23 protein-coding genes are annotated in these 25083 nt (G+C 72.0%); 16 read left to right on the top strand and 7 right to left on the bottom strand.

The genetic code is table 11. From position 1 onward, the window contains the following. Nucleotides 1-66: 66 nt before the first annotated feature. The 5 genes from ABGB05_RS22430 (at nt 67) to ABGB05_RS22410 (ending at nt 6163) form a co-directional block, all read left to right on the top strand. Nucleotides 67-1149: an NAD(P)-binding domain-containing protein gene (locus tag ABGB05_RS22430; protein ID WP_347655424.1), complete on the top strand. Its 1083-nt coding sequence runs from the start codon at nt 67-69 to the stop codon at nt 1147-1149. A 318-nt stretch (nt 1150-1467) separates the two neighbouring features. After that, nucleotides 1468-1758: an adhesin gene (locus ABGB05_RS22425; RefSeq protein WP_347655423.1), complete on the top strand. Its 291-nt coding sequence runs from the start codon at nt 1468-1470 to the stop codon at nt 1756-1758. Between the two features lie 277 nt (nt 1759-2035). Continuing rightward, nucleotides 2036-3001, top strand: a complete 966-nt coding sequence (locus ABGB05_RS22420; RefSeq protein WP_347655422.1) for a DMT family transporter — start codon at nt 2036-2038, stop codon at nt 2999-3001. A 245-nt stretch (nt 3002-3246) separates the two neighbouring features. Further along, a complete protein-coding gene (locus tag ABGB05_RS22415) occupies nt 3247-5514 on the top strand; it encodes a M48 family metalloprotease (RefSeq protein ID WP_347655421.1) in 2268 nt (755 codons plus the stop codon). Between the two features lie 31 nt (nt 5515-5545). Beyond that, nucleotides 5546-6163: a hypothetical protein gene (locus tag ABGB05_RS22410; protein WP_347655420.1), complete on the top strand. Its 618-nt coding sequence runs from the start codon at nt 5546-5548 to the stop codon at nt 6161-6163. 74 nt (nt 6164-6237) lie between these two features. On the opposite strand, the gene ABGB05_RS22405 is transcribed toward ABGB05_RS22410, so the two are convergent. Together ABGB05_RS22405 and ABGB05_RS22400 are read right to left on the bottom strand one after the other, a co-directional pair. Then, nucleotides 6238-7113 carry an NAD-dependent protein deacetylase gene (locus ABGB05_RS22405; RefSeq protein WP_347655419.1) on the bottom strand — a complete coding sequence of 292 codons (876 nt, stop codon included), beginning with the start codon at nt 7111-7113 and terminating at the stop codon, nt 6238-6240. A 103-nt stretch (nt 7114-7216) separates the two neighbouring features. Next, a complete protein-coding gene (locus ABGB05_RS22400) occupies nt 7217-7942 on the bottom strand; it encodes a cellulose binding domain-containing protein (protein ID WP_347655418.1) in 726 nt (241 codons plus the stop codon). Between the two features lie 322 nt (nt 7943-8264). On the opposite strand from ABGB05_RS22400, the gene ABGB05_RS22395 reads away from it, so the two are divergent. From ABGB05_RS22395 to ABGB05_RS22380, 4 genes are all read left to right on the top strand, one after another. Further along, nucleotides 8265-8699, top strand: a complete 435-nt coding sequence (locus ABGB05_RS22395; RefSeq protein ID WP_347655417.1) for a hypothetical protein — start codon at nt 8265-8267, stop codon at nt 8697-8699. Nucleotides 8700-8924: 225 nt separating this feature from the next. Further along, nucleotides 8925-10061 carry a phospholipase D-like domain-containing protein gene (locus tag ABGB05_RS22390; protein WP_347655416.1) on the top strand — a complete coding sequence of 379 codons (1137 nt, stop codon included), beginning with the start codon at nt 8925-8927 and terminating at the stop codon, nt 10059-10061. A gap of 354 nt (nt 10062-10415) precedes the next feature. After that, nucleotides 10416-10808, top strand: coding sequence for a cupin domain-containing protein (locus ABGB05_RS22385; protein ID WP_347655415.1), 393 nt, complete (start codon nt 10416-10418; stop codon nt 10806-10808). Between the two features lie 28 nt (nt 10809-10836). Then, the gene (locus tag ABGB05_RS22380) at nt 10837-12654 is read left to right on the top strand and encodes a glycoside hydrolase family 15 protein (protein ID WP_347655414.1); all 1818 of its coding nucleotides are present in this window, start codon (nt 10837-10839) and stop codon (nt 12652-12654) included. 42 nt (nt 12655-12696) lie between these two features. Here ABGB05_RS22380 and ABGB05_RS22375 read toward each other — a convergent pair whose 3' ends face one another. Further along, nucleotides 12697-14112, bottom strand: a complete 1416-nt coding sequence (locus ABGB05_RS22375; protein WP_347655413.1) for a hypothetical protein — start codon at nt 14110-14112, stop codon at nt 12697-12699. A gap of 125 nt (nt 14113-14237) precedes the next feature. After that, nucleotides 14238-15443: a threonine synthase gene (locus tag ABGB05_RS22370; protein WP_347655412.1), complete on the bottom strand. Its 1206-nt coding sequence runs from the start codon at nt 15441-15443 to the stop codon at nt 14238-14240. A gap of 290 nt (nt 15444-15733) precedes the next feature. Here ABGB05_RS22370 and ABGB05_RS22365 point away from each other — a divergent pair, with 290 nt between their 5' ends. After that, nucleotides 15734-16471: an aldo/keto reductase gene (locus ABGB05_RS22365; RefSeq protein WP_347655432.1), complete on the top strand. Its 738-nt coding sequence runs from the start codon at nt 15734-15736 to the stop codon at nt 16469-16471. An 84-nt stretch (nt 16472-16555) separates the two neighbouring features. Then, complete coding sequence (locus tag ABGB05_RS22360) at nt 16556-17656, top strand: hypothetical protein (protein WP_347655411.1); 1101 nt, start codon at nt 16556-16558, stop codon at nt 17654-17656. Between the two features lie 128 nt (nt 17657-17784). Here the strand turns inward: ABGB05_RS22360 and ABGB05_RS22355 are convergent, their stop codons facing one another. Beyond that, the gene (locus tag ABGB05_RS22355) at nt 17785-18207 is read right to left on the bottom strand and encodes a hypothetical protein (RefSeq protein WP_347655410.1); all 423 of its coding nucleotides are present in this window, start codon (nt 18205-18207) and stop codon (nt 17785-17787) included. Nucleotides 18208-18767: 560 nt separating this feature from the next. Here ABGB05_RS22355 and ABGB05_RS22350 point away from each other — a divergent pair. The 3 genes from ABGB05_RS22350 to ABGB05_RS22340 all read left to right on the top strand — a co-directional run bounded on the left by ABGB05_RS22350 (nt 18768) and on the right by ABGB05_RS22340 (nt 20886). Further along, complete coding sequence (locus tag ABGB05_RS22350; RefSeq protein WP_347655409.1) at nt 18768-19559, top strand: helix-turn-helix transcriptional regulator; 792 nt, start codon at nt 18768-18770, stop codon at nt 19557-19559. Further along, nucleotides 19552-19737 (top strand): DUF397 domain-containing protein, encoded by a 186-nt coding sequence (locus ABGB05_RS22345; RefSeq protein WP_347655431.1) that lies wholly within the window; start codon nt 19552-19554, stop codon nt 19735-19737. Before ABGB05_RS22350 ends, ABGB05_RS22345 begins: the two co-directional genes overlap by 8 nt. A gap of 165 nt (nt 19738-19902) precedes the next feature. Then, the gene (locus ABGB05_RS22340) at nt 19903-20886 is read left to right on the top strand and encodes a hypothetical protein (RefSeq protein ID WP_347655408.1); all 984 of its coding nucleotides are present in this window, start codon (nt 19903-19905) and stop codon (nt 20884-20886) included. A gap of 83 nt (nt 20887-20969) precedes the next feature. On the opposite strand, the gene ABGB05_RS22335 is transcribed toward ABGB05_RS22340, so the two are convergent. Further along, a complete protein-coding gene (locus ABGB05_RS22335) occupies nt 20970-22106 on the bottom strand; it encodes a cellulose binding domain-containing protein (protein WP_347655407.1) in 1137 nt (378 codons plus the stop codon). A gap of 249 nt (nt 22107-22355) precedes the next feature. Beyond that, on the bottom strand, nt 22356-23213 hold the full coding sequence (locus ABGB05_RS22330) for an IclR family transcriptional regulator (RefSeq protein WP_347655406.1): 858 nt from the start codon (nt 23211-23213) through the stop codon (nt 22356-22358). 54 nt (nt 23214-23267) lie between these two features. On the opposite strand from ABGB05_RS22330, the gene eda reads away from it, so the two are divergent. Both eda and ABGB05_RS22320 read left to right on the top strand, forming a co-directional pair. Further along, nucleotides 23268-23924, top strand: coding sequence for a bifunctional 4-hydroxy-2-oxoglutarate aldolase/2-dehydro-3-deoxy-phosphogluconate aldolase (gene eda, locus ABGB05_RS22325; protein WP_347655405.1), 657 nt, complete (start codon nt 23268-23270; stop codon nt 23922-23924). A gap of 38 nt (nt 23925-23962) precedes the next feature. Then, complete coding sequence (locus ABGB05_RS22320) at nt 23963-25060, top strand: sugar kinase (protein ID WP_347655404.1); 1098 nt, start codon at nt 23963-23965, stop codon at nt 25058-25060. The last annotated feature ends 23 nt before the right edge of the window (nt 25061-25083 follow it).

Genomic DNA, 25083 nt, shown 5'->3' with positions numbered 1-25083 from the left:
CGGAGTGTGAGCGACGAGACGCCCGGGTCCGGTACGGATCGACCACGGCCGGTGGTTGTCGCCGGTGTGAGCGGTCGGGATGTCGACGTGGTGGTGATCGGCGCGGGCCAGGCGGGGCTCTCCGCCGGATACTTCCTGCACCGGGCCGGGTTCGCCCCGGAAACCGGGTACGTGCTGCTGGACGGCGGGGCCGGTCCCGGCGGCGCGTGGCGGGAACGCTGGCCGACGCTGCGGCTCTCCGGTGTGCACGGCATCCACGACCTGCCGGGGATGGCGCTCGGCCCCGCCGACCCGGACCGTCCGGCCGCCGAGGTGGTGGCCGGGTACTTCGCCGCCTACGAACGGGAGTTCGGGCTGCCGGTGCACCGGCCGGTCAACGTGCGTTCGGTACACGACCGACCGGACGGCCGGCTCGACGTGCGTACCGACGCCGGCACCTGGACGACCCGGGCCCTGGCCAACGCCACCGGCACCTGGCGGCACCCGTTCTGGCCGGTCTATCCCGGGCAGAACACCTTCGCCGGCCGGCAGCTGCACACCGCCGACTACCGGGGCCCGGCGGAGTTCGCCGGCCGCCGGGTGGTGGTGGTCGGCGGGGGCACCTCGGCCGTGCAGCTGCTGGCCGAGGTCGCCGAGGTCGCCGCCGCGACCCGGTGGGTCACCCGCCGCCCGCCGGTCTTCGCCGAGCGGTTCGGCCAGGAACAGGGCCGGGCCGCCGTCGCCAGGGTGGAGGAACGGGTACGCGTCGGTCTGCCGCCGGGCAGCGTGGTCAGCGTGACCGGGCTGCCGTGGACCCCGCAACTGCGCCGGATGCACGAGACCGGGGTGTTGCGGCGGTTCCCGGTGTTCGACCGGATCGTCCCCGAAGGGGTGGTCTGGGCCGACGGTGACAGCTTCGCGGCGGACGTGATCCTCTGGTGCACCGGGTTCCGGGCCGTCCTGAACCACCTCGCGCCGTTGCGGCTGCGCGCGCCCGGGGGCGGCATCCCGATGGACGGCACCCGGGTCGTCGTCGACGAGCGGATCCACCTGCTCGGGTACGGGCCGTCGGCGAGCACGATCGGCGCGAACCGGGCCGGGCGGACCGCGGTACGCGAGATCCGGCGGCTGCTGGACCGGGTGTCGGCCGGGTCCGTCGCGGACGGCTGACCACCGCCTGGCGGCGGGCATAACACACGCCGCCGGACGGCTCACCGGAGTTGACGAATCAGGTTGGAAGCGGCAACGTAGGGCAAGTACGGCCTGTTGCCACACCCGCGAGTTCGAGAGAGACGCCGACCGCCGTACGTCAAGGCGCCAGCCCGGCCGCACGTCCGCGGCCCCTCCGATGGGCTGGCTACATGTTCGAGGCCTCCCCATCCTCTGCCGGCTCGCCCGCGTTTGGCACGGGTGTGTCGGGGGATGGTCCGGGGCACCCGCGTCAGGGGATGCGGCGTGCGGCCGGAGAGAATCCACAAGGAGTTTTTTATGCTCACGATGACCGAGAACGCCGTACTCGTGATCCGGGACCTGACCGCACAGCAGGAGGTGCCGGACGGCGCCGGGCTGCGGATCGTCAGCGACCTCGCCGCCGGGTCGCTCACCCTGGAACTCGCGGAGAGCCCGGCCCAGGGTGACCAGGTGGTGGACAGCGACGGTGCCCGGGTCTTCCTCGACCCGCAGGCCGCCCAGATACTCGACGACAAGGCCCTCGACGCGGCGGTGGACGCCGAGGGCACCGTGCAGTTCGGTTTCTCCGAGCAGCAGCCGCTCGGCTGAGCTCAGCACCTGGCGTGGTACGCCCGCCGGCGCCGGTACGGACCGGCCCGACGGGCGTACCGTCGTGCGTCGGCCCGACGGTAGAGTGACGCCCGTGCACCGGTGCTTTCCGATCACCCCGCCGCCGCGTTCCTGAGCGGGGCGACCAGGCCAGCGCGTCGAGCCGTCCCGGCCGACGTGCTGCTCCACTGTGGATGACTTCGATCCGGTGACCTGAGCCCGGGTACGCCCCGCTTCCGCGACCATCTCCCTTCTCGTCGCAGGAGCGCGTACGTCCATGCACACCTCATCCGAAGCGTTCACCTCGCCGGCCGTCGCCCGTCCCCGGCCCGGCACCGGCCTTCTCTTCCTGATCATCTCTGGCACCCTGTGGGGCACCGGAGGGCTGACCGGCAGCCTGCTCGGCCGGACCACCGCACTCTCCCCGGTCGCGGTGGCCGGTTACCGCCTCTGTGTCGGCGGTGGTCTGATCGTGGCCTTCCTCCTGCTCACCGGGCGGAGGCTGCCGCGTGGTCGGGCCGCCTGGACCCGGATCCTCGTCCTCGGCGCACTGGCCGCCAGCTACCAGGTCTGCTACTTCGGCTCGGTGGCGCTGACCTCGGTCAGCCTGGCCACGCTGGTCACCATCGGCGCCGCCCCGGTGCTGGTGCTCGCCGCCGAGGCCGTCTCCGGCCGTCGCCGGACAGACCGTCGGGCCGCCGTCACCTGCGGCCTCGCGCTGACCGGACTCGGCCTGCTGGTGGGTCTGCCGTCCGGCGACTTCGGCACCCCGGCCGTCCTCGCCAGCGCCGCCCTCGCCCTGCTCTCCGCGGCCGGGTTCGCCGCGATCACCCTGGTCGGCGCCCGACCGGTGGCGACGCTGGACGACCTCACCGGCACCGGACTCGGCTTCTCCGCCGGCGGACTACTGGTGACCCTCGTCGCCGGGAGTACCGTCGGGCTCGGGTTCGACCCGGACCTCCGGTCCGTGGGGCTGCTGCTCGCCCTGGGCGTCGGGCCGACCGCAGTGGCGTACCTGCTCTACTTCCGTGGGCTGCGGACCGTCCGGCCCGGTACCGCCGCGCTGGTGACGCTGCTGGAACCGTTGGTCGGCGCGCTGCTCGCCGCGGTGCTGCTGGGCGACCGGCTCGGCCCGGTCGGAGCGGTCGGCGCCGGGCTGCTCGCGGTGGCGGTGCTCCTGGCCACGGCGGCGCCGACCACCCGGGCCGGGGCGTCGGCGACCGCGCCGGCGGTGACCAGGTAACCGCTCGGCGGACAGGTCTGCTCGGCAGGCCCGGCCAGGTGGCACCCGGCCGGGCCGGCCGTCGGAGACGGCCGAGCTGAAAATCGATCCTCGAACGGGCTCACATCACACTCGATGCCCTTCTATTGTGGGCAGTCGTAGCCGGACGACCCCCTACGTCACGGCTACCCGTCCGGTGTCGCATCCGTTCGCCGGGCGGCCGAGCGTTTCCAGTCCTCGCGCCATGAGACCCCGGGGGCACCCCCATGCCGGAGAGTTCGCCTACTCCACCGCCGGACGGTCCACCCGCACCGGCTTCGTCGGCAACACCGCCGCAGGCAACACCGCCGCAGGCAGTACGGCCCCCGACGACGGATCCCGGACCGCCGCCGTCGTCGTCCGCTCCGCCCACCGGCCGCAAGATTCCCGACCAACCACCGGGATACCCGAACGCACTGGTCTGGCTGCGCGCCGGCATCCTCCGCGACTGGCGTGGGGTGCTCGGTGCCTTCGTCGCGACCTGGCTGTACGTACCACTCGCGCTGTTGCTCGGATTCTGGGCGGCGGTCGGGCTCGGGATCTTCGGGTCGCTCTCCGGCGGGCTGGACGTGACCGACCAGGTGCCCGCCGAACTGCTGGACACGCCGCTGGTCGGCAGCTTGCTCGACGCCTTCCTGACCCGGTCGGCCGGCGTGTTCGGCGGGTTGCTGGGGGTCGCCGTCGGTTTCCTCGGCGGTTTCCTCTACGTCGTGCTGGTGCCCTGGGGCGACAGCCTCGACAGCCCGGTCACGCTGGTGAGCGGCCTGGCCGGAACGGTCGCCGCCGCGATCGTGATCGGCGTGGCCTACACGCTCTACCGGGTACTGCTGGAGCCACGGCTGCTGCTGCTCTCCGGCGCACGCGCCCTCAGCGCACGCGAGCGGGCCGCGTTGGAGCCGGTGCTCCGGGAGTGTGCGCGCCGCCTCGGCCTGCCGACGGTGCCCCGACTGCTCATCGAGGACGATCCCGTCCTCACCAACGCCCGTACCTACTCGCGGCACATCGTGGTCACCACGAGCCTGCTGACCGAACCGACCGACGAGATCGAGGCGCTGCTCAGCCACGAACTCGTGCACTGGCGCACCGGCGACGAGGTCACCTCGGCCTTCGTACGCGGAGTGGCGTTGCCGTTGTTCCTGCTGCACGCGCTGCCGGTCTGGCTGATGCGCAGCTTCCCGCACCCGGCGACCAACTTCCTCGTCTTCCTCGTCTTCTGGCCGGTCCTGCTGACGATGAAGTACCTGGTCATGCCGCTGCACGCCCGCGACGTCCGGGCGGCGGAATACCGGGCCGACCTCGGCGCGGTCCACGCCGGCCGGATCGACGGACTGCGGGCGATCCTGGAGCGGCGCAAGTCCTTCGAGAACGGCCGCAGCGGGTGGGACGAGGTGGTCTGTGCCAGCCACCCCGCACACGAGCAACGGCTGGACCGGCTGGCACACCTACCCGCCACCTCCGGCGCCGGGTCCACCGGGGACGGCGGCGCCCCGTCCGGGTACGCCGTCGGGTTCGAGGACGCGGTGCCGGGCGGCCCCTCGCGTCGTACCGTGGTCGTCACGCTCGCGGTGCTGCTGGCCGGCTGCCTGGTCGCCAGCGGTCTCGGCATCGTGCAGTGGGCGTTCTTCGGGCCCCGGTCCGCGGTGAACGGCTACTTCTCCGCCCTCGAGGACCGCGACGCCGGCGCCGCGCTCGACTGGCTGGACCCGACGGTCCGCGAGGCCCTCGCGCAGGACGAGACGCTCGCCGCGATGGTCGCCTCCGACGACTACGAGCCGCCGACCGACGTGGACGTCACATCGGTGCGGCGCGAGGGTGACCAGGCGGTGGCGGACGTCTCCTACACGGTGGCCGGCACGCCGATGACCGTCGAGCTGCAGCTCCGTCGCGACGAGTCGACCTCGTTCGGTCTCCGCGGCTGGCACCTCGACGGTGGCCTCTCCGAGATGTCCGGCCCGGACCAGCCGGGCCTGCGGATCAACGGGGTGCCGGTCTCGGCGTCGGAGGGTGACCTCCTGGCGGTCACCGCGTTCCCCGGCCGGTACCTCGCCACCCTGCCGAGCAGCGTGTTGAGCGAGACACCACCGGTCCCGGTCGTGGTCGCGCTCGGCGGCCAGGGCGGCAGCATCGTCGTCACCCCCGCGCCGCGACCGGATCTGCAGAGCCGCGCCGAGCAGGCGGTCGAGGCGTACCTCGACAACTGTGTGCAGCAGGGGGCGGCGGCCGCGACGGGCTGCCCCTTCCGGTTGTACAACACGAGCGTGGAGAAGGTGCGGTGGACGATCACGGAGCAGCCGACGATCCAAGCCGAGTTGACGGGCGCGGCCACCGCCGCCGTCTCCACCCTCGAGGACGGCAGCGGCACGGTCACGGCCTCCTGGACGGCCGAGGACTACCTCGGCCAGTCGCGGCAGTACACCGAGGAGTACGAGTTCTTCGTACGCGGGGTGCTGGTGGTGAACGGCGACCAGGTCACCTTCCAGCCCCCCACCGACTGAGAGTGCTTGACAGCCACCCGACGAGGAGAAAGTGGAGCAGACCGTGACCGACCCGGACGCGGCGGCGTCGCTCGGGCAGACCGCCCGGCGACCGGCCGACCAACCGGTGCACCTGATCCTGACCGCCCACTCGGCGTCGTCGCCGCAGCAGGGGTTGGGCGACTGGCTCCGCCGGCACCCGGAGTACCGCAACGCGGTACGGGAGACCCGCGGACGTCAGGACGGGCGGGCGGGGTTCAGCGACGCGGTGATCATCGCGGTGGTGGCGCAGGCGTTGCTGCCCGGACTCTTCCAGGTGCTCCAGACCTGGGTGGCCCAGCAGCGCAGGGACACCCGGGTACGGCTGCGGGTCGGCGAAGCCGAGGTCGAGTTCCAGGTCACCGGGCGTACCGATCCGAAGGAGTTGCTGGCCGAGGTGACCCGGAGCCTGCCCGCGGTCGCCAGCCAGGCCCCGGCGGGCGGCACCGGGCCGGCGGCTGTGCCGGGGCCCACCGGTGGGGGTGTGACACCCCTCGGCGGCCAGTCGGGTGCTGGGACACCGGCTCCGGTCGACGGCGGCGGGGCCCCGGCAGCCTCCGGAGGCGAACCGGCGCCGACGGTTTCCGGGGGCGAACCGGCGCCGGTGGAGGATGTCGCCAGCGGCGGATAACAGCGCCGTGCCCGGGTCCCCGCCGGAACGGGATGGCCGCGGGCGTCGGCGGCGCCCGGCCCGAGGGCGAGGCGCTAGCCGGGGACGGCCGCCACCCTGTGGCCGGCGGGAACCTGGTCCAGGAGCCGGACCAGGTCCGGCAGCACCTGGCCCAGTGGTGCGTCGACGGTCAGCGAGGCGTGCTCGTCGCCCCGGGTCGGACCCTGGTTGACGATCACCACCGGGATGTCGTGCTTCGCCGCCCGGATCACGAACCGGCGGCCGGACATGACCGTCAGGGAGGAGCCGAGGACCAGCAGCAGCCGGGCCCGCTCGACCAGCTCGAAACAGGCCTGGACGCGGGCGGCCGGCACGGTCTCGCCGAAGAAGACGACGTCCGGTTTCAGTACGCCACCCGGACAGGCCGGGCAGTCGACCACCTGGAACCGTTCGGCGACCTCGTCGGGCAGGGTCACGTCGCCGTCCGGGTTGACCGTGTCGTACCGGGCGGTGAAGTCGGGGTTCGCGGCCCGCAGCCGCCGGTCCAGGGTCTCCCGGTCGGTCCGGTCGCCGCAGTCCAGGCAGGTGACGTGGGCCAGGCTGCCGTGCAGTTCGATCACCGACCGCGCGCCGGCCGCCTGGTGCAGCCCGTCCACGTTCTGGGTCACCACGCCGGCGAGCAGACCCCGTCGTTCGAGGTCGGCGACCGCGTGGTGCCCGGCGTTCGGGGCGGCTCCGGCCATCAGCCGCCAGCCGAGGTGGCTGCGGGCCCAGTAGCGGCGCCGGGCCAGCGGGTCCCTGACAAACGTCTGGTACGTCATCGGGGTGTGCCGGCGTGCCGCCCCGCTCGGTCCCCGGTAGTCCGGGATCCCGGACTCGGTCGACAGGCCGGCGCCGCTGAGCACCACCACGTCGCCGCCGGCCAGGAGTTCCGCCAGCGGGCCGTACCGCTCGGCTGTGCGCGTATCCACCCGTCCATGCTGCCTCGCCGGTGCCGGACCGGCGAGGCGGCATGTGGCGACGGTCACCGACGGGTCGGCGTACGGCGTCCGGTCCGGCGCCCCGGGGCAGCCGTCAGTGGACGACGGTGCACGGGGTGTCGCCGACCCGGAAGTCGCCCGGCGGTACGAACGTTCCGACGTACCGGCCGGAGAAGCCGAACTGGTACGGGGTGTCGGCCGGTGGCAGCGTCGGACCGTCCCAGACCGCGGGGGTCAGGGTGGCGCTGGTGCCGCTGCGCTGGATGCTGGCGTTCCAGACCTGGGTGATGGAGACGCTGGTGGCGATGGTGAACCGCATCGACCACCGGGGCGCCGGTTCGGGGCCGGACCAGGTGACGCTTCCGCTCACCCGGTAGCCGCCGTACCGGTCGACGGTGACACCGACGGTGCAGCCGAAGCCGCGCGGCGGCGTGGGTTCCTCGGTCAGCGTGGTGAAGGTGAGCGGTTCGGAGAGCGGACTCGTCGTGTAGCCCGTTCCGGGCAGGGCGGCGGCCCGGACCGCCACGGTGTACGACGTGTCCGGGGTGAGCTCGACGAGGGTCACCGAGTTGCGGGGCATGGAGAGCCAGCCCTGCCACTCGCCGTCGACCAGGCGCAGCATGGAGTAGCGGAAGACCGGGCCGTCGGGTGGGGACCAGGTCAGGGTGGCGCCGGTCGCGGTGACCGAGGCGGCCACCGGTTGGCCCGGCGGGGGGAGCGGGATCAGCGGGTCGGCCTGGGCCGGGGCCGGTGAGAGCGGCAACAGGGCCAGGCCGAGCACGGCGGCGAGCAGCGACGTGGGCAGCGTACGGCGGAGCATGGCGAGAGCCTTTCTGAGATCGTGATCCAACCAGTGCCCGGCTCGCATCGATATCTATCAAGCTCTGGTGGGCTCCGCCATCGGCCGGTCGGCTGTCGGCGGCCCGATGCTCCGGTGGCTGCCTGGTCGCATGGCCGTGTGGTCGCGGGCCAGCGTGTCCGTGATCGGACAGGCGTACTAACTGTGGTCAAGCGATAACGCAGAGTAGCGTCGATGTCGGAGGCACCGCCGTCCACCGGCCGGGGAGCCAACCGCTCGCCGCCCGCCTCCGTCCACTCCCTCCGGGCCGCACCCCGGCCCGACCAGGCAAGGAGCCACCACCATGTCCGAAGCCAACGACGCAGCCAAGGCCATCGAGGCCGAGTACGCCTCCGCCGAGCAGCCACCCGCCCTCGACGCCGACGCCGGGACCGAGGACGTCGGCCTGATGGCCGTACCCGCCACCGCCGCCGGACTGCCGGCGACCGCGCAGGGCCACTTCGCCGTGGTCAACGCGAACGGGACGCTGGCCCGGGGGTTCGGGGTGGTCTCCAGCGCCCGGCTGGCCCTCGGCCAGTACCAGGTGGTCTTCATCCAGTCGGTCGTCCGCTCGGCGTACACCGCCACCATCGGGCTGACCGGCAGCGTCGGCGCGTCCCCGCCCGGTGAGATCGCCGTGGTCGGCCGGGCCGGCAACGCCAACGGGGTCTTCGTACAGACCTGGAACAGCGCAGGCGCCCCCGCCGATCGCGCCTTCCACCTGCACATCTCGTCCTGACCCAGGTCGACCGCCGTACGGCGGGAGGCGCGAACCGACGTCGGGCCGGCGCGCCACCGGTCCGACGTCCCACCCCGGCCGGGCGGCGGCAGGCCCGGCCCCGGTCCCCGCGGTACGGCCCGGTACCGCGGGGACCGGCGTTTCCGGATTCCCTCCGGGCGACCGTTGCGAACGGGTGCCCTTTGCGGAGGGTCGAATCGATCGCCGACTCCTTAAGATCGGTCGATGCGTCGTATTCTGCGAACCGTCCTCGCCGGCGTTGTCGTCGCCGCCTGCCTCACCCCCGCCGCCCCCGCCGCCGCCGCGGTGACCAGCGGTGCCGTCTTCAACGATCCCACCAACCCCGACCGGCAGTACGCCATCGTCGACCACCTGCGCGGCCTGATCCGCGACGCCGCCACGGGATCGACCATCCGGATCGCGATGTACCACTTCAGCCTGACCCGGATGTCCGACGACCTGATCGCGGCGTACGACCGGGGAGTCAACGTCCGATTGGTGCTGGACAGCCAGACCCGGAGCAACCAGGCGGTCCTCGACCTCGTCGCCGCGCTGGGTACGAACCGGGCCAACCCCTCCTGGGTCACCATCTGCACGACCGACCGGGCCTGCATCGGCAACCTCGCCACGCCGATCATGCACAACAAGTTCTTCCTCTTCTCCCACACCTCCGGCTCGGCGAACGTGCTGGTGCAGAGCTCGGCCAACCTGACCGGCGACAACGCCGAGCGGTACTGGAACAACGCGGTGACGCTGGTCGGCAACACCGCCGTCTACAACTCGTACGTCGACTACTTCAACGACCTGGCCGCCCAGGTGAAGAACAACGACTACTACCGGAGCACGTCCAGCGGGAACGCCAAGTCGTACTTCTTTCCCCGGGCCGGCTCGGGCGCCAGCACCGACACGATCTACAACATGCTCGACGAGAACGTCAGTTGCGAGGGCAACACGTCGGTCGGCACCGAGACCGGGCGCACCATCATCCGGATCGGCATGTGGTATTTCAGCCGCAACCCGATCGCCAACAAGCTGCGGGAACTCGCCGACCGCAAGTGCTGGGTCGACGTCGTCTACACGACGATGGACGCGGACGTCCGGAGCATCCTCGACGGGCACGCCCGGATCAAGCTCTACCGGATCAGCGGCGACCGCATCGTGCACTCCAAGTACCTGCTGATCGAGGGGACGTACGCCGGACAGCGTGACACCAAGTGGGTGGTGACCGGCAGCCACAACTACACGAACGCGGCGCTGCGGGAGAACGACGAGGCGATGCTGCGGATCCAGTCGGCGACCATCCACGACCAGTACCGGTCGAACTTCTGGGCGCTGCGGGCCGCCGGGGTGCCGCAGACCTGATCCGCCGGGCGGATGTGGGACGCCGGCACGAGGGCGCGGTGGTGCCGGCACGAGCGCGCGGCGCCGCCCGATCGATCAAGGCGTCGCCGCGCTCCGGCCGTCTCCCGCCCGCGCAGCCCAGCGGCGGTACGCCAGCGGGGACCTGGCCCGCCGGTCCGGCGTGGTGGCCGTTCCGGCTACGTGTGGGGTTTCCCACCGTCCGGAGAAGCAAACCTGCCCCGGTACGGGACCTGGTAGAGCGGACGCCCCAGCCTCGGCCGCACCCGTGGCCCCGCCGGCAACCCTCTTCCCGCCGGCAACCGTCTTCCCGCCGGCCGCGCATCAGCTGTTGCCACCCTGGGTAAGGAACCGGGCATGGAGCACTTCACGATCGCCACCGTCGCCGAGGAGAGCCCGGACTTCCGGCGGGTGCTGTGGACCGGCAAGCACACCCAGTTGGTCATCATGACGATCCCGCCGGACGGAGAGATCGGCGAGGAGGTCCACGAGGAGATCGACCAGATTCTCACCTTCGTCAGCGGCACCGGAGAGGCACGGATCGCCGGTGAACGGCGGAAGGTGACGCAGGGCGACCTGGTCGTCGTACCGGCCGGAACCCGGCACAACTTTGTGAACACCGGCCCGAACCCGCTGGTGCTCTACACCATCTACGGGCCGCCGGAGCACGCCGACCAGGCGGTGCACCACACGAAGGAGCAGGCCGAGGCGCTGGAGGAGGCCGGCAAGGACGAACCGCCGACCGGGTGAAACCGGGCGACGTGGGTATCCGCGCCGGATGACCGACGTTCCGATCAGCGAGTACGCCTTCCTGTCCGACTGTCGGTCGGGTGCGCTGGTGAGCCGCGCCGGTTCGGTCGACTGGTGGTGCCCCGGCCGGTTCGACGCGCCGTCGGTCTTCGGTCGACTACTCGATCCGCAGGCCGGTTACTGGCTGCTCGCCCCGGTCGGGCAGTCGTCGCCCGGTCGGGGACCGTCGTCCGAGCGGGCCTACCTGCCGGGGACCATGGTGCTGCGCACCGAGCACCACACCGCCGACGGAGCGGTCGAGGTCGTCGACGCGCTCGCCGTCTCTCCCGGCGCCCGGGGGCACAAGATCGGCATGGCCTCCCCGCAGGTGCTGATCCGCGTCGTCCGCGGGTTGGCCGGCAGCGTACGGATGCGGGCCGAGTTTGTCCCGCGTCCCCAGTACGGCCTGCTCACGCCGTACCTGTACAACGGGTCCGACAGGCTGCTCAGCGACTGTGGGCCGGGCCGGCTGGTGCTGCGCGGCGACGTACCGCTGACGGCCCGGGACGACAGCACGGCGGTCGTCGAGTTCACCGTCTCCGCCGGTGAGCGGGTCGGTTTCGACTGCGCCTACGCGGAGACGTACGGTGATCCGGAGGCCGTGCTCGACCGGGTGGCCGCGGTCACCGACGCGGTCGAGGCGTGGCGCTCGATCCAGGCGATCCACCGCTACCAGGGGCGGTATCCGGAGCTGGTCCGGCACAGCGCGTTGGTGCTACAGGGCCTGACCTACCAGCCCAGCGGGGCGGTCGCCGCCGCCCTCACCACCTCGCTGCCGGAGGAGATCGGCGCGGACCGCAACTACGACTACCGGTTCGCCTGGCTCCGTGACTTCGCCTTCACCCTGCACGCCCTCTGGGTCGGCGCCTGTCCCGACGAGGCCGACCGGCTCTTCGACTGGATGGCCCGGTCCACCGGTCGGATCGGACCGCGCCCGCTACCGGTGATGTACGGCGTCGAGGGCGAGCGCTGCCTCGGTGAGACGAGCCTGGACCACCTGCGCGGCTACCGGAACAGCAGACCGGTGCGGATCGGCAACGAGGCGTGGCACCAGCACCAGCTCGACGTACTCGGCGAGATCATGATTGCCGCACACCGGCTGCAGAACACGCTGGGCGACTTCGACGACGCGCTGCGGACCCTGCTGGTCGGGATCGCGGACAAGGCCGCCGAGACGTGGCGGGAACCGGACGCCGGCATGTGGGAGGTGCGCGGCGAGGTCCGGCACTACCTGACGTCGAAGGTGATGTGCTGGGCGGCGTTGGACCGGGCGGTCCGGCTCGCGCCGAAGCTCGGTGACCGGGCCGACCCGGCACGCTGGACGGCCGTTCGGGACGAGATCCGGGCGACCGTGCTCGACCGGGGCTGGAATCCGCAGGTCGGTGCCTTCACCGGTGCCTTCGGCTCGCCCGACCTGGACGCCTCGGTGCTGGTGTTGCCGATCGCCCGGTTCCTGCCGGCGACCGACCCGAGAATGCGGGCCACCATCGAGGCGGTGCACGACCGGCTCGGCTCCGACGGGCTCATCCGTCGCTGGCCGGGCGATCCGGCCGGTTTTGTGCTCTGCGCCTTCTGGCTCGTCGAGTGCCTGGTCATGCTCGGCGAGATGGACCGTGCCACCGAGCTGTTCGAGCGGACCGCGCGCCGGGCCAACGACGTCGGGCTCTTCGCCGAACAGCTCGACCTGACCACCGGGGAACAACTGGGCAACTTCCCCCAGGCGTTGTCGCACATCGGGCTGATCAACGCCGCCTGGCGGCTGACCATGCCGGACCTCTCGGACCTGCCGTCGGACGACACCTCCTGACCGACGGCCCGGGCGGGCCCGGCCGGGCCAGGGGCCGGGTGATCAGCCGAGGTCGTCGGGCTTGGCGAGCAGGTCCAGGGCGAGGGCGGCGGTCCAGCTGAACGCCGGAGAGCCGATCCCCGCCCCGCTGTCCGGGTGGAAGTACTCGTGGTAGCCGGCGTCGCGGACCAGGCCGAGCAGGGCGGTCCGTAACGTGTCGGCCAGGGCGTCGTGCCCGTGCGTACGCAGGCCGCGCCAGAGCAGCCAGTTGATGTTGAACCAGACCGGCCCCCGCCAGTAGCGGTACGGGTCGAAGTCGGCGGCGAGGCGGTCGTAGCTCGGCACCGGCATCCGTTCCGAGACACCGAACCGGGGCGAGCTGACCGCCGCGACCAGGCTCGACACCTGCGCCTGCGGCAGGTCGGGCAGGACCAGCGGCAGCAGCCCGTTGACGCAGCGGGCCGGACTGCGCCGTCCGGTCCGCAGGTCCCGGACGTGGAACAGACCCGACTCCGGGTCGAAGAGCCGGTCGACCAGTGCCCGGGTGATCGTCGCCGCCCGGGCCCGGTGCGGTGCGGGGTCGGCGCCGACCACCTCGGCGATCCGGGCCAGCGCCCGTTCGGCGGCGCCCCGCAGCGCGTTGAAGCCCGGGCACTCGACCAGGAACGGATGCCGCCCGGCCAGGTCCGCGTCCCGATAGCCCCGGTCCCGGTACGACAGCGCGATGGTCAGGTACCGGGCGTAGTCCTCGTCCGTGGGCCGGTGGGTCGAGGAGACCACCTGGGTGTCCCGTCGGGCGTACCGGTGCAGTACGGCGAGGTCGGCCGGTACCGCGGCCAGCGCCTGGTCCCAGGCCGGGCTGTTGTCCAGGCCCGACTCCCACGGGTGCACGATCGCGCTCAGCCCGGCGCCGTCCACGTCGCGGGCGGTGGCCAGGTACTCCTGCTGGGCCACCAGCCGCGGATAGAGCCAGCGCAGTTCGGCGACGGCGGTTTCGCCGGGCCTCCGTAGCCAGGTCAGCCAGGCACCCAGGGCGTGCACCGGCGGCTGGACGATCCCGCTGCTCAGCCGTACCGGCCCCCGCTGGGCGCCGGTCGGCGGGGCCCCCGGGTACGGCTGAGTGCCGCCCCCGCCCCAGAACGTCGGCCCGGGAAAGTAGTCCCGCTCGGTGACGTTCGGGTCGAAGACGATGTGCGGCACCCGCCCGTCCGGCCACTGCGCCTCGAAGAGGCTGCGCAGGTCACGCCAGGCCCGGTCCGGCGCGATGTGGGCCAGGCCGACGCTGATGAAAGCCGCGTCCCAACTCCACTGGTGCGGATAGAGGGTCCGGGACGGCACGGTGTGGGTGCCGGTCCAGTTGGCGTCGAGGACCGCGGCGGCGCCGCGCCACAACGCCTCGTCGAGGTCACCGGCGGGTGCCGACGTACCGGTGGGATCGGTCGGCCCGTCTGCTCGGGCGTGCTTAGCCAGGTGGAACATAACCAGTCAACGCCCGTTTCCCGCGAGCCGTCGTTGTCTTCCGGCCCGCTGTCGCTGTCGGATTTCCGCCCACCGCCCGGCCGGCCCCCGTCAGTGATCACCGGGCGAACTACGGGCAATCTATGTCATCCGTCGACCACCGGCAGGCTGTCCACGTCGACGGTCTCCGGATACTTCAGACCGGCACCGGTGTTGAGCACCACGACCCGTTCGTCCGGCCGGATCCAGCCACCGGCGCGCAGCCGGCGGGCGGCGGTCAGGCAGGCCGCCCCCTCCGGGCAGAGCAGCAGACCCTCCCGGGCGCCGAACTCGTGCAGGTCGGCCAGGATCGCCTCGTCGTCGACCGCGATCGCGGTACCGGCGGTGTCGCGCAGCGCGGTGAGGATCAGTTCGTCGCCGAGCGGCGCCGGCACGTTGATCCCGAAGGCGACCGTCCAGGCGTCGGCCCATGGCTCGGCGCGGGTCGCGCCGGCGCCGAACGCCCGCACGATCGGGGCGCAGCCGGTCGACTGCACCGCGACCAGCCGGGGCATGGCGTTCCCGATCCAGCCCAGTTCCCGCATCTCCTGCAGTGCCTTGTGGATGCCGATCAGACCGACCCCGCCGCCGGTGGGATAGAGGATGACGTCCGGCACCCGCCAGCCGAGCTGCTCGACGATCTCGTACCCCATGGTCTTCTTCCCCTCCAGCCGGTAGGGCTCCTTGAGGGTGCTCGCGTCGAAGATCTCCCCGCCCGGCGAACCACCGGCGGCGGCGATGAGGGTGCCGACGTACCGGCCGGCGTCGCTGATCAGACCGTCGATCAGGTGCAGTTCGGCGTTGGCGGCGACACACTCCCGGCGGGTGATCGTCGGGGCGCCGAGCGGCATCGCGACCGTCGCCCGGAGCCCGGCCCGGGCCGCGTACGTCGCCCAGGCCGCGCCGGCGTTGCCGTTGGTCGGCATCGCCACGTGCTTGATGCCCAGTTCGGCGGCCCGGGAGACGCCGACCGCCGCGCCCCGGGCCTTGAACGAACCGGTCGGCACCAGCCCCTCGTCCTTGACCATCAGCTGGGGCAGGCCGATCGACTCCCCGTAGCGTGGCGCCGGCAGCAGCGGCGTCCAGCCCTCGCCGAGGGTCGTCACGTACCGGTCGTCGGCGACCGGCAGCAGCTCGCGGTACCGCCACAGGTCGGCCGAGCGTCCGGCGAACTCCTCCGGACGGACCGTCTGCCGGACCCTGGGCAGGTCGTAGCGGGCGAGCAGCGGGGAGCCGCAGGTGCAGAGATTCTGCGGACGGTCGGCGTCGTGGGTGGCGCCGCAGCGTGGGCATTCCAGGTGCGTGAGAAACACCGGCTGGCCTCCAGTACGTCGGGTCCTCCCATGATCCCCGGCACGGTCGCCGACCTTGGTGGTACCCGGTGCGGGCTGGATCACTCTTTTCCCGAAACCGATCGTCCGTTTCCTGCCGGGCAGGTTACCGGCGTCGGGTATGGTCCGCAGGCCGGCCGGCGAAGGCCGGAAACGCATGGTCCGGGCCGACCGGGGTAGCAGGTCCGGATGAGGACAGCCGACCGGGGCAGGAGGCCGAAGTGAGTCGAGTTGCCGACCAACCCACCGTCGAGCTGTCCGGTGGCCTCCGGATGCCGCTGCTCGGCTTCGGCACCTGGCAGATCACCGGCGATCAGGCGTACGACGCCGTCCGGGAGGCGCTCGACGTCGGCTACCGCCACCTCGACACCGCCACCATGTACGGCAACGAGGCCGAGGTCGGCCGGGCGATCCGGGACAGCGGGGTGCCCCGGGAGGACATCTTCGTCACCACCAAGCTGCCCCCGTCCCAGGTCGGAAAGGAACGGCAGACCATCGCGGCGAGTCTCGCCGCCCTCGACCTCGACCGGGTCGACCTGTGGCTGATCCACTGGCCGCCGTCCTCGGGCCGGCAGAGTCTTGCCGCCTGGCAGGAGTTCCGGGCCGTCCGGGACGAGGGGCTGACCCGGGCGATCGGGGTCAGCAACTACGACACCGCCGAGATCGACGCGTTGGTCGAGGCGACCGGGGAGACGCCGGCGGTCAACCAGATCCGCTGGGGTCCGGCGCTGTACGACGCGCGGATGGTCGCCGACCACCGGGACCGTGGCGTGGTGCTGGAGGGCTACAGCCCGTTCAAGACCACCAACCTGTCGGACCGGGTGCTGGCCGGGATCGCCCGCGCGCACGGGGTCACCCCGAGCCAGGTGGTGCTGCGCTGGCACCTCGACCACGGTTTCGTGGCCATCCCGAAGTCGGCGACCCCGGCCCGGATCCGGGAGAACTTCGACGTCTTCGGCTTCTCGCTCACCGAGGACGAACTGCGCCAACTCGACGCGATGGCCGGCTGACCCGGGCGGATCGACCGGCGGGGTGGGCGCCGGCTGCCCCAAGATCAGTCTCGCCGACTACCCTGACCGGATCCGCTGCCCGGGTTGACGTGCGCCGTCGTCGCCGTCGCCGCCGCCGGGTCGCGGCATCCGGACGGGGTGGGGCGAGGGGGGCACGTGATGGTGGGGGACCAGTTCTTCGGTGGATACGTGCCGCCGGGCCGGGGGGACGGCGGGCCGGAGCCCGACTTCGTCACCTGGCTGGTCTACGTCGACTCCGGCGACGACCCGGCGCGACTCGCCGCCCTGGCCCACTGGTGGTACGACGAGGCGTGCCGGACCCTGCTGCCGTACGTGCACCCGGCCGGCGCCGCCGCCCCGGCGACCTCGCTGACCGCGTTCGAGCAGGACCCGACCGGGCGGGGACGTCGTCGCCGACCGACCCGCTGGGTCGACGGACTCACCCCGGACTGCAGCCACCTGTCGGCCCGTTGGTTCGACGTTCCCCCACAGGCGATCGCCTCCGAACTGGACGTCTTCCTCGACCGGTTCGCCGGGTCCCGGCATGTCCGGCTGCAGATCTCGGTCGGCTTCGAGGCCCGGCCGGGCCGGCTGCCGCTGGTCGTACCGGCGCTTGTCGAACTGGCCCGCCGGGTCGGCGACGCGACGGACCCGGCGTACGGGGAGATCGTGGTCAACGCCGGCATCCTCGCCCCGGCCACCATGCTGGACGCGGCGCTGGGCCGGGACCCGTCCGCCTCGGCGGCGGCGAGCCGGCACCAACTGCGCGGTTACGAGTGGGTGACCATCTGCCCCCGGGAGCTGACCGGGCGGCTGGGCGGGCCGGACCGGCTGCGGGCCTCGGGGGCCTTCGCCGAGGTGTATCCGCTGCGCCACGGTGGCGTACTGCTCCGGGCGACCGACGATCCGGCCGACTACCGGGCCGACCGGGTGTGTGACGTGTTCCGGGCGCTGGCCCCGGTGCTGCCGCCCGGTCGTCCCGGGCAGTTGCCGACGGTGCCGCCGGTCGGTTCGGGCATGCTGTCGGCGGTGCCCGGCGTGCTGGCCGGCGACCCCGGCGGGCACGACCTGAGCCGGGTCGTCTTCTCCGACGCCCGGGACCGCGACGGGCTGGTCCCCGGCCAGCGCCTGGAGCTTGGCCCCGGCGGCGCACCCCGTACGCCGAGCGGATCGACCCTCAACTGAGTACGGGCCCGGAACCGGGCCGGTAGCCGGCTCGCGGCGTTCGGGTCGCGGACCGTCCGACCAGCGCGCCCCGGCCCGGCGCGGTCACCGGAGAGGACGGTGGCGGGAGCCGGGCCGGAGCCGCCGGTCTACGGGCCGCTGTTCGTGTCGGGCCAGGCGGTGATCCGTCCGGTGTCGGGGAGGTCCGGTGCGGCCGGGCTCTGCCCGGCGCCGGGGTTCGGGGCTGCCGGCCAGCCGGCGGCGAACCGGCGGGCCAGCGCCCCGATGATCAGCCGACGCTCCGGTACCCAGCCCAGGAACCGGGCGTGCAGAACTACCGGGTCCGGTCCGGGGTTCGGGTTGAGTGTGCAGAGGTCGGCGGTTGCCTCGTAGAGACAGATGCCGAGGTACACGAAGAGGGCCAGCGGGTCGAGCCGGAACTCGACGGGCAGTTTCGCCCTCGCCGCCGCGCAGGGCCAGTCGTTTCCGCAGGTCCGGCACGTCCAGGTGGGACGCCGGGGCGGGTGCTCCCGGTCGGGTCGGGCCAGCGCCGCGACATTCCGCATCACCACGACACCCACCTTTCAGAATCCGGGCTCGGCCCGGGACGTCTGGGCCGGGGTCAGTCGCCCCGCCCGTCCGATTCGGTGCCCGAGGTTCGTGGGGCCGTCCCAGGTCGGCCGTTGGTTCCATCCGCGTGGACGGGTGGTCGCGGGCGGACCGTCCGGGGTCGTCGGCGCTGGTGCCGGCGGGACCGAACCGGGGTGGAACGGCCGGGTCGGCTGCGGCGCCAGGTCGGGACAGGGCCACCGGAGGCCGCATCGGCAGTAGCGCCAGAGCCGCCGCCAGTCGCGTCGGTGTCGAGGACGGGGCTGTTGTTTTCGGGGTCGCATCGGTGAACCTCCGTGCTCTCGGTGGTCAGAGGGGCGGGGACCGCCCGGCGCGATACGGCGCTGCCGGTTGGGCGGCCCCCGCCGACGGAGCGACCCGTCGGGGTACGGGAGGGGCACGCAACGCCCGACGCGGGTTGGGTCGTGTTGTGCTCCGTCGATTTCCACTCTGGACCTGCCCCTATAGACAGTGGAAGATGAGTGGGAAGGAGTACTGGGGGATAACTGCTGGCTGACCTGGAGTGGGGGTGGATTACGTGAGTGATCTACGGGACGTCCTCAGAGCGGAGCGACGTCGGATGAGGATGACCAGAGATCAGGTGGGGAGGGCGGTCGGGCTCAGTGGGGCGTCGATCGCCGCGTTCGAGCAGGGCCGGTTGATTCCGCAGCCGGACACGGCAGTGCGGCTGGACCAGGTGTTCAAGACCGGCGACAAGATCCAGCGCGGGGCGGAGGAGGCCCGGGACGACGCCCGGCCGAGCTGGCTGCGCCCCTGGACCGAGCACGAGCAGCGGGCGACGATGCTGCGCAGTTTCGAGCACAGCCTGATCCCGGGACTGTTGCAGACCGAGGCGTACACCCGGGCGTTGCTGCAGAGCGGCCGGCTGCCGGACGACGTGATCGAGCGGACGGTGCAGGTCCGGCGGGAACGGCAGGCGGCCACCGTCGACCGGCCCAAGCCGCCGATGTTCTGCGCCGTCATCGGCGAGGCGGCGCTGGGTTACGGGCCGGCCGACGTGATGCGGGAGCAGTTGACGCACCTGCTCGAGGCGAGCCGGCGCCCCCAGGTGCAGATCCTGGTTGTGCCCCGGACCGCCGGCCTGCATCCTGGGCTGGCGGGGGCGTTCGTGCTCGCGACCCTGCCGCTGCGGCACCGGTCGGTCTATCTTGACGACCAACTCCGGGGCCGTACCGTGACCGATGGGGCGGACGTGGACGAGCTGGAGCGGTCGTGGGAGATCGTCCGGGGCCTGGCCCTGCCGGTAAACCTGTCGCAAGACCTGATCACGAAGGCGATCAATGACTATCACTGAGCCGAGCTGGCGCAAGAGCAGTCGCAGCAGCACCAACCAGGGCAACTGTGTGGAGGTCGCCGACAACCTGCCCGGCCGGGTGTTGGTCCGGGACACCAAGGACCGGGACGGTGGCACGTTGAGCTTCCGGCCCGCCGCCTGGCAGGCGTTCGTCAACCTGGCCAAGTCGCACGACTGATTAACGGCACCTACGACTGATCCGGCCGCCGCCGGCATCAGCGCGACGAGCGGCCCCCGGCCCGGGTGACATCCCAGGCGGGGGGCTTCGGCGCTCTCAGCACTGTCACAGCCGATCCGCGTCAAGATCGCCAATGTGGATCTTCTCGTGTCCGAGCGTCGGTGGTTGTCGGTTCGTCGGTTCTCCGCCTACGGGGCCGCCCTGGCGATGACGCCGTACCTGCTGATCAAGATCTCCTGGGTCGTCGGCGCCCTGCTGGGTCTGCTGCCCCGCGCGGAGCAGTTGAGCGTGCCGGGCTTCGTCTTCCTCAACGTGGTGACCATCGGGATGGCGGCGGCCGGGATCGCACTCGCCCTGGCTCTGATTCGACCCTGGGGAGAACGGATTGCCGCCGTACCGCTGCTCGCCTGCGGGTGGATCGGGTGTGGATTCCTGATCCCGATGATTCCCTACGCCCTGCTGGACTCGCTGTTGTCGGCCGACGACGGGGCATCCGGTGCCGACGCGGCTGTCATGCCCGGCTGGGAGGCGTCGCTGATCCAGCTCAGCTTCCTCGGCATGGGGATCGGGCTGGCCGTCGCACTCCCGCTCTATCTGCGCGGACGCTGGCCGGCCGCGTTTGTCGGCCGGGTACGGCCCGGCGCGGCAGCGGCAGCTCCGGAGCGGGCCCACCGGTCGTGGCCGGCGGTGACCGCCCTCGTGGCGACGACGGTTCTCGGTGTCACCGATCTCTACTGGGCGGCGGGCGGCACGCTGGGCCTGCGGCATCCCTCCGTGCGCATTCTCGAGTGGCATCTCCAGGCCGGCAATTTCGGCATCTGGTCGATTGTCGGCGCCGGGAGCGTCTGGGTCCTGGTCCGCGCCCGACACGCCGCGCTGCCGGTCTGGATACCGGTGAGCCTCGGCTGGCTCGCGTCGGGATTTCTCGTCGCCTGGAGTTGTTGGAAACTGCCGTTCGCGCTCTATCTGGCGGTGGCGTCACCGGCCGACACCGTGTGGCCGGAGAACCTGGCTGTCGCCGCCGTACACAACGCACTCGGCGTTGTCGCCGGCACGACGCTCCTGACGGTTCTCCTGCGGACCTACCGTGCCCGGCTCGACGGTGGCCATTCGCGGACCGTCGGTGCCGACCGGCCGACGGCGGCGTAGGAACCGAGCCGGTGGTCGCGGTGACCCGCCTCCGGCCCGGAGATCGGGCCGGAGGCGGGTGTCACGCTGGTTCTGTCAGCGGGTCAGGCCCGGGTGCAGGCTGAACCGTTGAGGGTGAACGAGGTGGGCGAGGAGTAGCTGCCGCTCAGCGTGCCCTGGTAGCCGAACGACGCGGTGCCGCCGGGGGCGATCGAACCGTTCCAACTGATGTTCCGGGCGGTCACCGCCGATCCGCTCTGCGTCACCGTGGCGTTCCAGGTGTTGGTCACCTGCTGCCCGGACGGCAGGGAGTAGTTCAACGTCCAGCCGTTGATCGGGCTCGAACCGGTGTTGGTGATGGTGACCGAGGCGGTGAAGCCGTTGTTCCAGGAGTTCGCCGTGTACGCCACCTGGCAGCCGGCGCCGCCCGGCGGGTTGGTCGGCGGGGTCGTCGGCGGGTTGGTCGGCCCCGGGTTGCCGCCGCCGTTGACCGAGGCGGAGAACGAGTTCACGCCGAGGCCGGCGCCGCCGATCCACGGCTCGAAGCCGGCCTGGATGCTGGTCAGGTACCAGGAGTTGGTGATCGCGCCCCGGTTGCGGGTGTCGTTGATGAAGTCCAGCACGCTGAAGTTCCAGCTGCTGATCGGGGACGACGAGACGTACGAGATGACGTTGTTGCCGCCGTTGTTGCCCCGCCACACCTCCCAGTTGCGCCCACCGACCGTGCCGTTGCCGACCGGGGAGCCGATCGGCTGGATCGAGCCCTGCCGGTTGAACCAGATCATGATCTCCATCTGGTTGACGCCGTCCCGCTTCGGGGTCGGGTCCAGCCAGATGTCGTACGAGGCGTTGTAGGTGGCGCCGCTGACGTAGTTGTAGCTGATGCTGCTGTTCGCACTGCTGATCTGGCTCACCTGCATCGGCAGGTTGGTGCCGGGGGAGCAGTTGGTGTAGTGGCAGCCGAGGAAGACCGACGGGTACGACACCGGCGCGCCGCTGGTGCTGCCCTGGCCGTCCTGCCGGGTGATGGAGAACCCGTTGTCGGTGACGTTGATGCACTGCTGGGCGGTGGTGCCCCAGCGGTTGTTCTGGACCACGTAGCGGCCCTGGATGGTGGTGGAGCCGTACTGGTCGCAGATCTGCACGTCGGCCTGGGCGGGGCCGGCGGCGCCGAACACGGCGATCGTGCCGGCGGCGAGCAGGCCGACGAGCGCCGCGAGGAGGGGGACGGGGCGTCTCATGATGCTCCTTGGCGTGGTGGGTGTCCGTGGAGATGTGTGGTGCCGCGCCGGTGATGGGCGTGCGGCGGCCATGTGTTGGGGAGCGCTCCCATGGCAGTTGGAGACACATTTACATGCTTCAAAATGGAAAGCAACCGGGAGGCGGTCGGGACGGCTTCTTGGGCCCATGGTGTGGCCGGTCAAGCTGTTCGGCAGGCTGAACGACGTACCGGATCGGTGGCGGGCGCGCGGCGGACGGTGACCGGAGGGTCAGTTGCCGGCGAGCAGGGTGCGGGCCGCCCGGACCTGGCCCACCGCGGCCCGCAGCGCCGTGACGATCCGCTGCTCGCTCTCCGGGCCGAGTCGACTGGTCGGTACGGAGAGACTGATCGCGTCCACCGCCGGGGTGTGCAGCGGCACCGCCATCGCGAAACAGACGATGCCCTCGGTGTTCTCCTCGCGGTCCACCGCGTAGCCCCGGTCCCGGACCGTCGCCAACTCGGCGTGCAACTGGTCGGGGTCGGTGACGGTGTGCCGGGTCAGCGCGGGCAGCGGCCAGCTCAGCAGCCGGTCGACCGCCTCGTCGGGTCGTTCGGCGAGCAGCACCTTGCCCAGCGCGGTGGCGTGTGCGGGCAGCTGCCGGCCGATCGCGCTGTACAGCCGGAGCGGATGGGTCGACTCCCGTTTCGCCAGGTAGACCACGTGTGGGCCGTCGAGTCGGCCGAGGTGCACGGTCTCGCCGAACTGGCTGGCCAACCCGTCGAGTACGCCGGCCAGCAGCCCGGTCGCGTCGTCCGCCTCCAGGTAGGCGGCACCGACCTGGAGGGCGCGTACGCCGAGCCCGAACCGGGTGCCGGTGGCGTCCACCTCCACCCAACCACGCTGGATCATCGTGCGGAGGATGCCGTGCAGGCTGCTCTTCGGGATCTCCAGGGCCCGGGCGAGTTCGACAAGTGACCGGCGCTGCGGGGATCCGGCCAGTGCCTCCAGCACGTCGAGGGTCCGGCCGGCGGACTTCACCGGCTGGAACGTCAGCCGGGTGTCGTCGCCGCCGGCGACGGCGACCGGCGCGGCCGGGTCGGCTGTGGTCCCGGCCGGGTCGGCGTCCCTGGTCGTCCCGGTCGTCATGGCGGCCACTCTAGTCGTCTTGACAGCGCCAACGGCGACAGTAGGGTCACCTACGTGACCAGTGTTCAAGATGATGAACAGTTAAAGAGTGTTCCGGAGACCATCGCCGCGACCCGGATCCTGCCCGTCGTGGTGCTCGAGAACGCCTCCGCCGCACCGGATCTGGCCGCCGCGCTCACCGCGGGCGGCCTGCGGGCCATCGAGGTGACGTTCCGGACGGCTGCCGCCGCCGACGCGATCCGGCTGATGGCCGAACGCCCCGACCTCCTCGTCGGCGCCGGTACCGTGCTCACCCCCGCCCAGGTCGACCAGGCCGCCGACGCCGGCGCGAGATTCGTGGTCAGCCCCGGCTTCTCCCCGGCCGTCGTCCGACACTGCCAGGAGCGGGGACTGCCGGTCTTCCCCGGTGCCGCCACCGCGACCGAGATCCAGATGGCCCTGGACGCCGGCCTGGAGACGGTCAAGTTCTTCCCGGCCGAGCAGCTCGGCGGCGTCGGGATGATCAAGGCGCTCGCCGCGCCGTTCCGGTCCGTCCGGTTCATCCCCACCGGCGGGGTCAACACCGGCAACCTCGCCGACTATCTCGGCGTACCGGCCGTGTTGGCGGTCGGCGGCACCTGGATGGTCGCCCCCGCGCTGCTCGCCGCCGGCCGGTGGGACGAGGTCACCCGGCTCACCACGGCCGCCGTCGCCGCCGCCCGGCCGGCCTGACCCGCCCCCTCCGCCACCATCAGTCGAAAGGCACGAAGATGCTGACCCTGCGTCCCGTCGAGGACTGCCGCTACGACCTGGTCTCGCTCGGCGAGGTCATGCTCCGACTCGACCCGGGCGAGGGCCGGGTCCGTACCGCCCGGACGTTCCGGGCCTGGGAGGGCGGCGGGGAGTACAACGTCGCCCGTGGGCTGCGCCGCTGCTTCGGCATGCGTACCGCGCTGGTCACCGCGTTCGCCGACAACGAGGTCGGACGGCTGCTGGAGGACCTGATCCTGACCGGCGGGGTGGACACCACGTTCGTGAAGTGGCTGCCGTACGACGGGATCGGCCGCAACGTCCGCAACGGGCTCAACTTCACCGAGCGGGGCTTCGGCGTACGCGGCGCGGTCGGCACCTCCGACCGGGGCCACACCGCGGCCAGCCAGCTCCGCCCCGACGACGTCGACTGGGACCACCTCTTCGGCACCCTCGGGGTGCGCTGGCTGCACACCGGCGGCATCTACGCGGCGCTCTCCGAGACCACGCCGGAGACGATCGAGGCGGCGATGTCCGCCGCGCGCCGGCACGGCACGATCATCTCGTACGACCTGAACTACCGGCCCAGCCTCTGGAAGGCGGTCGGCGGACAGGCCCGGGCCCAGGAGGTCAACCGGCGGCTGGCCCGGTACGTCGACGTCATGATCGGCAACGAGGAGGACTTCACCGCGTCGCTCGGCTTCGAGGTGCCCGGCACCGACGAGTCCCTCAGCGAGCTGGAGGTCGCCAACTTCCAGCGGATGATCGAGGCGGTGACCAAGGAGTACGACAACTTCCGGGTGGTCGCCACGACCCTGCGTACCGTGCGCAGCGCCACCGTCAACGACTGGGGCGCCATCGCCTGGTCCGCGCCGAGCGGCTTCGTACAGGCGACCCACCGGCCGAACCTGGAGATCCTCGACCGGGTCGGCGGTGGCGACAGTTTCGCCTCCGGGCTGATCTACCAACTGCTGGTCGGCGGCGACCTGGCGACCGCGGTCGAGTACGGCGCGGCGCACGGGGCGCTGGCCATGACCACCCCGGGCGACACCTCGACGGCGAACCTGAAGGAGGTCGAGGCACTCGTCCGTGGGGCGGGCGCCCGCGTCCAGCGGTGATCCGTCGCTGACCGGGGGGTCAG

This window comes from Plantactinospora sp. B5E13, from assembly GCF_039871775.1.
Lineage (GTDB): Bacteria > Actinomycetota > Actinomycetes > Mycobacteriales > Micromonosporaceae > Plantactinospora.
The sequence above is the reverse complement of the archived record's forward strand: the minus strand, read 5'-3'. Positions and strand labels throughout refer to the sequence as shown.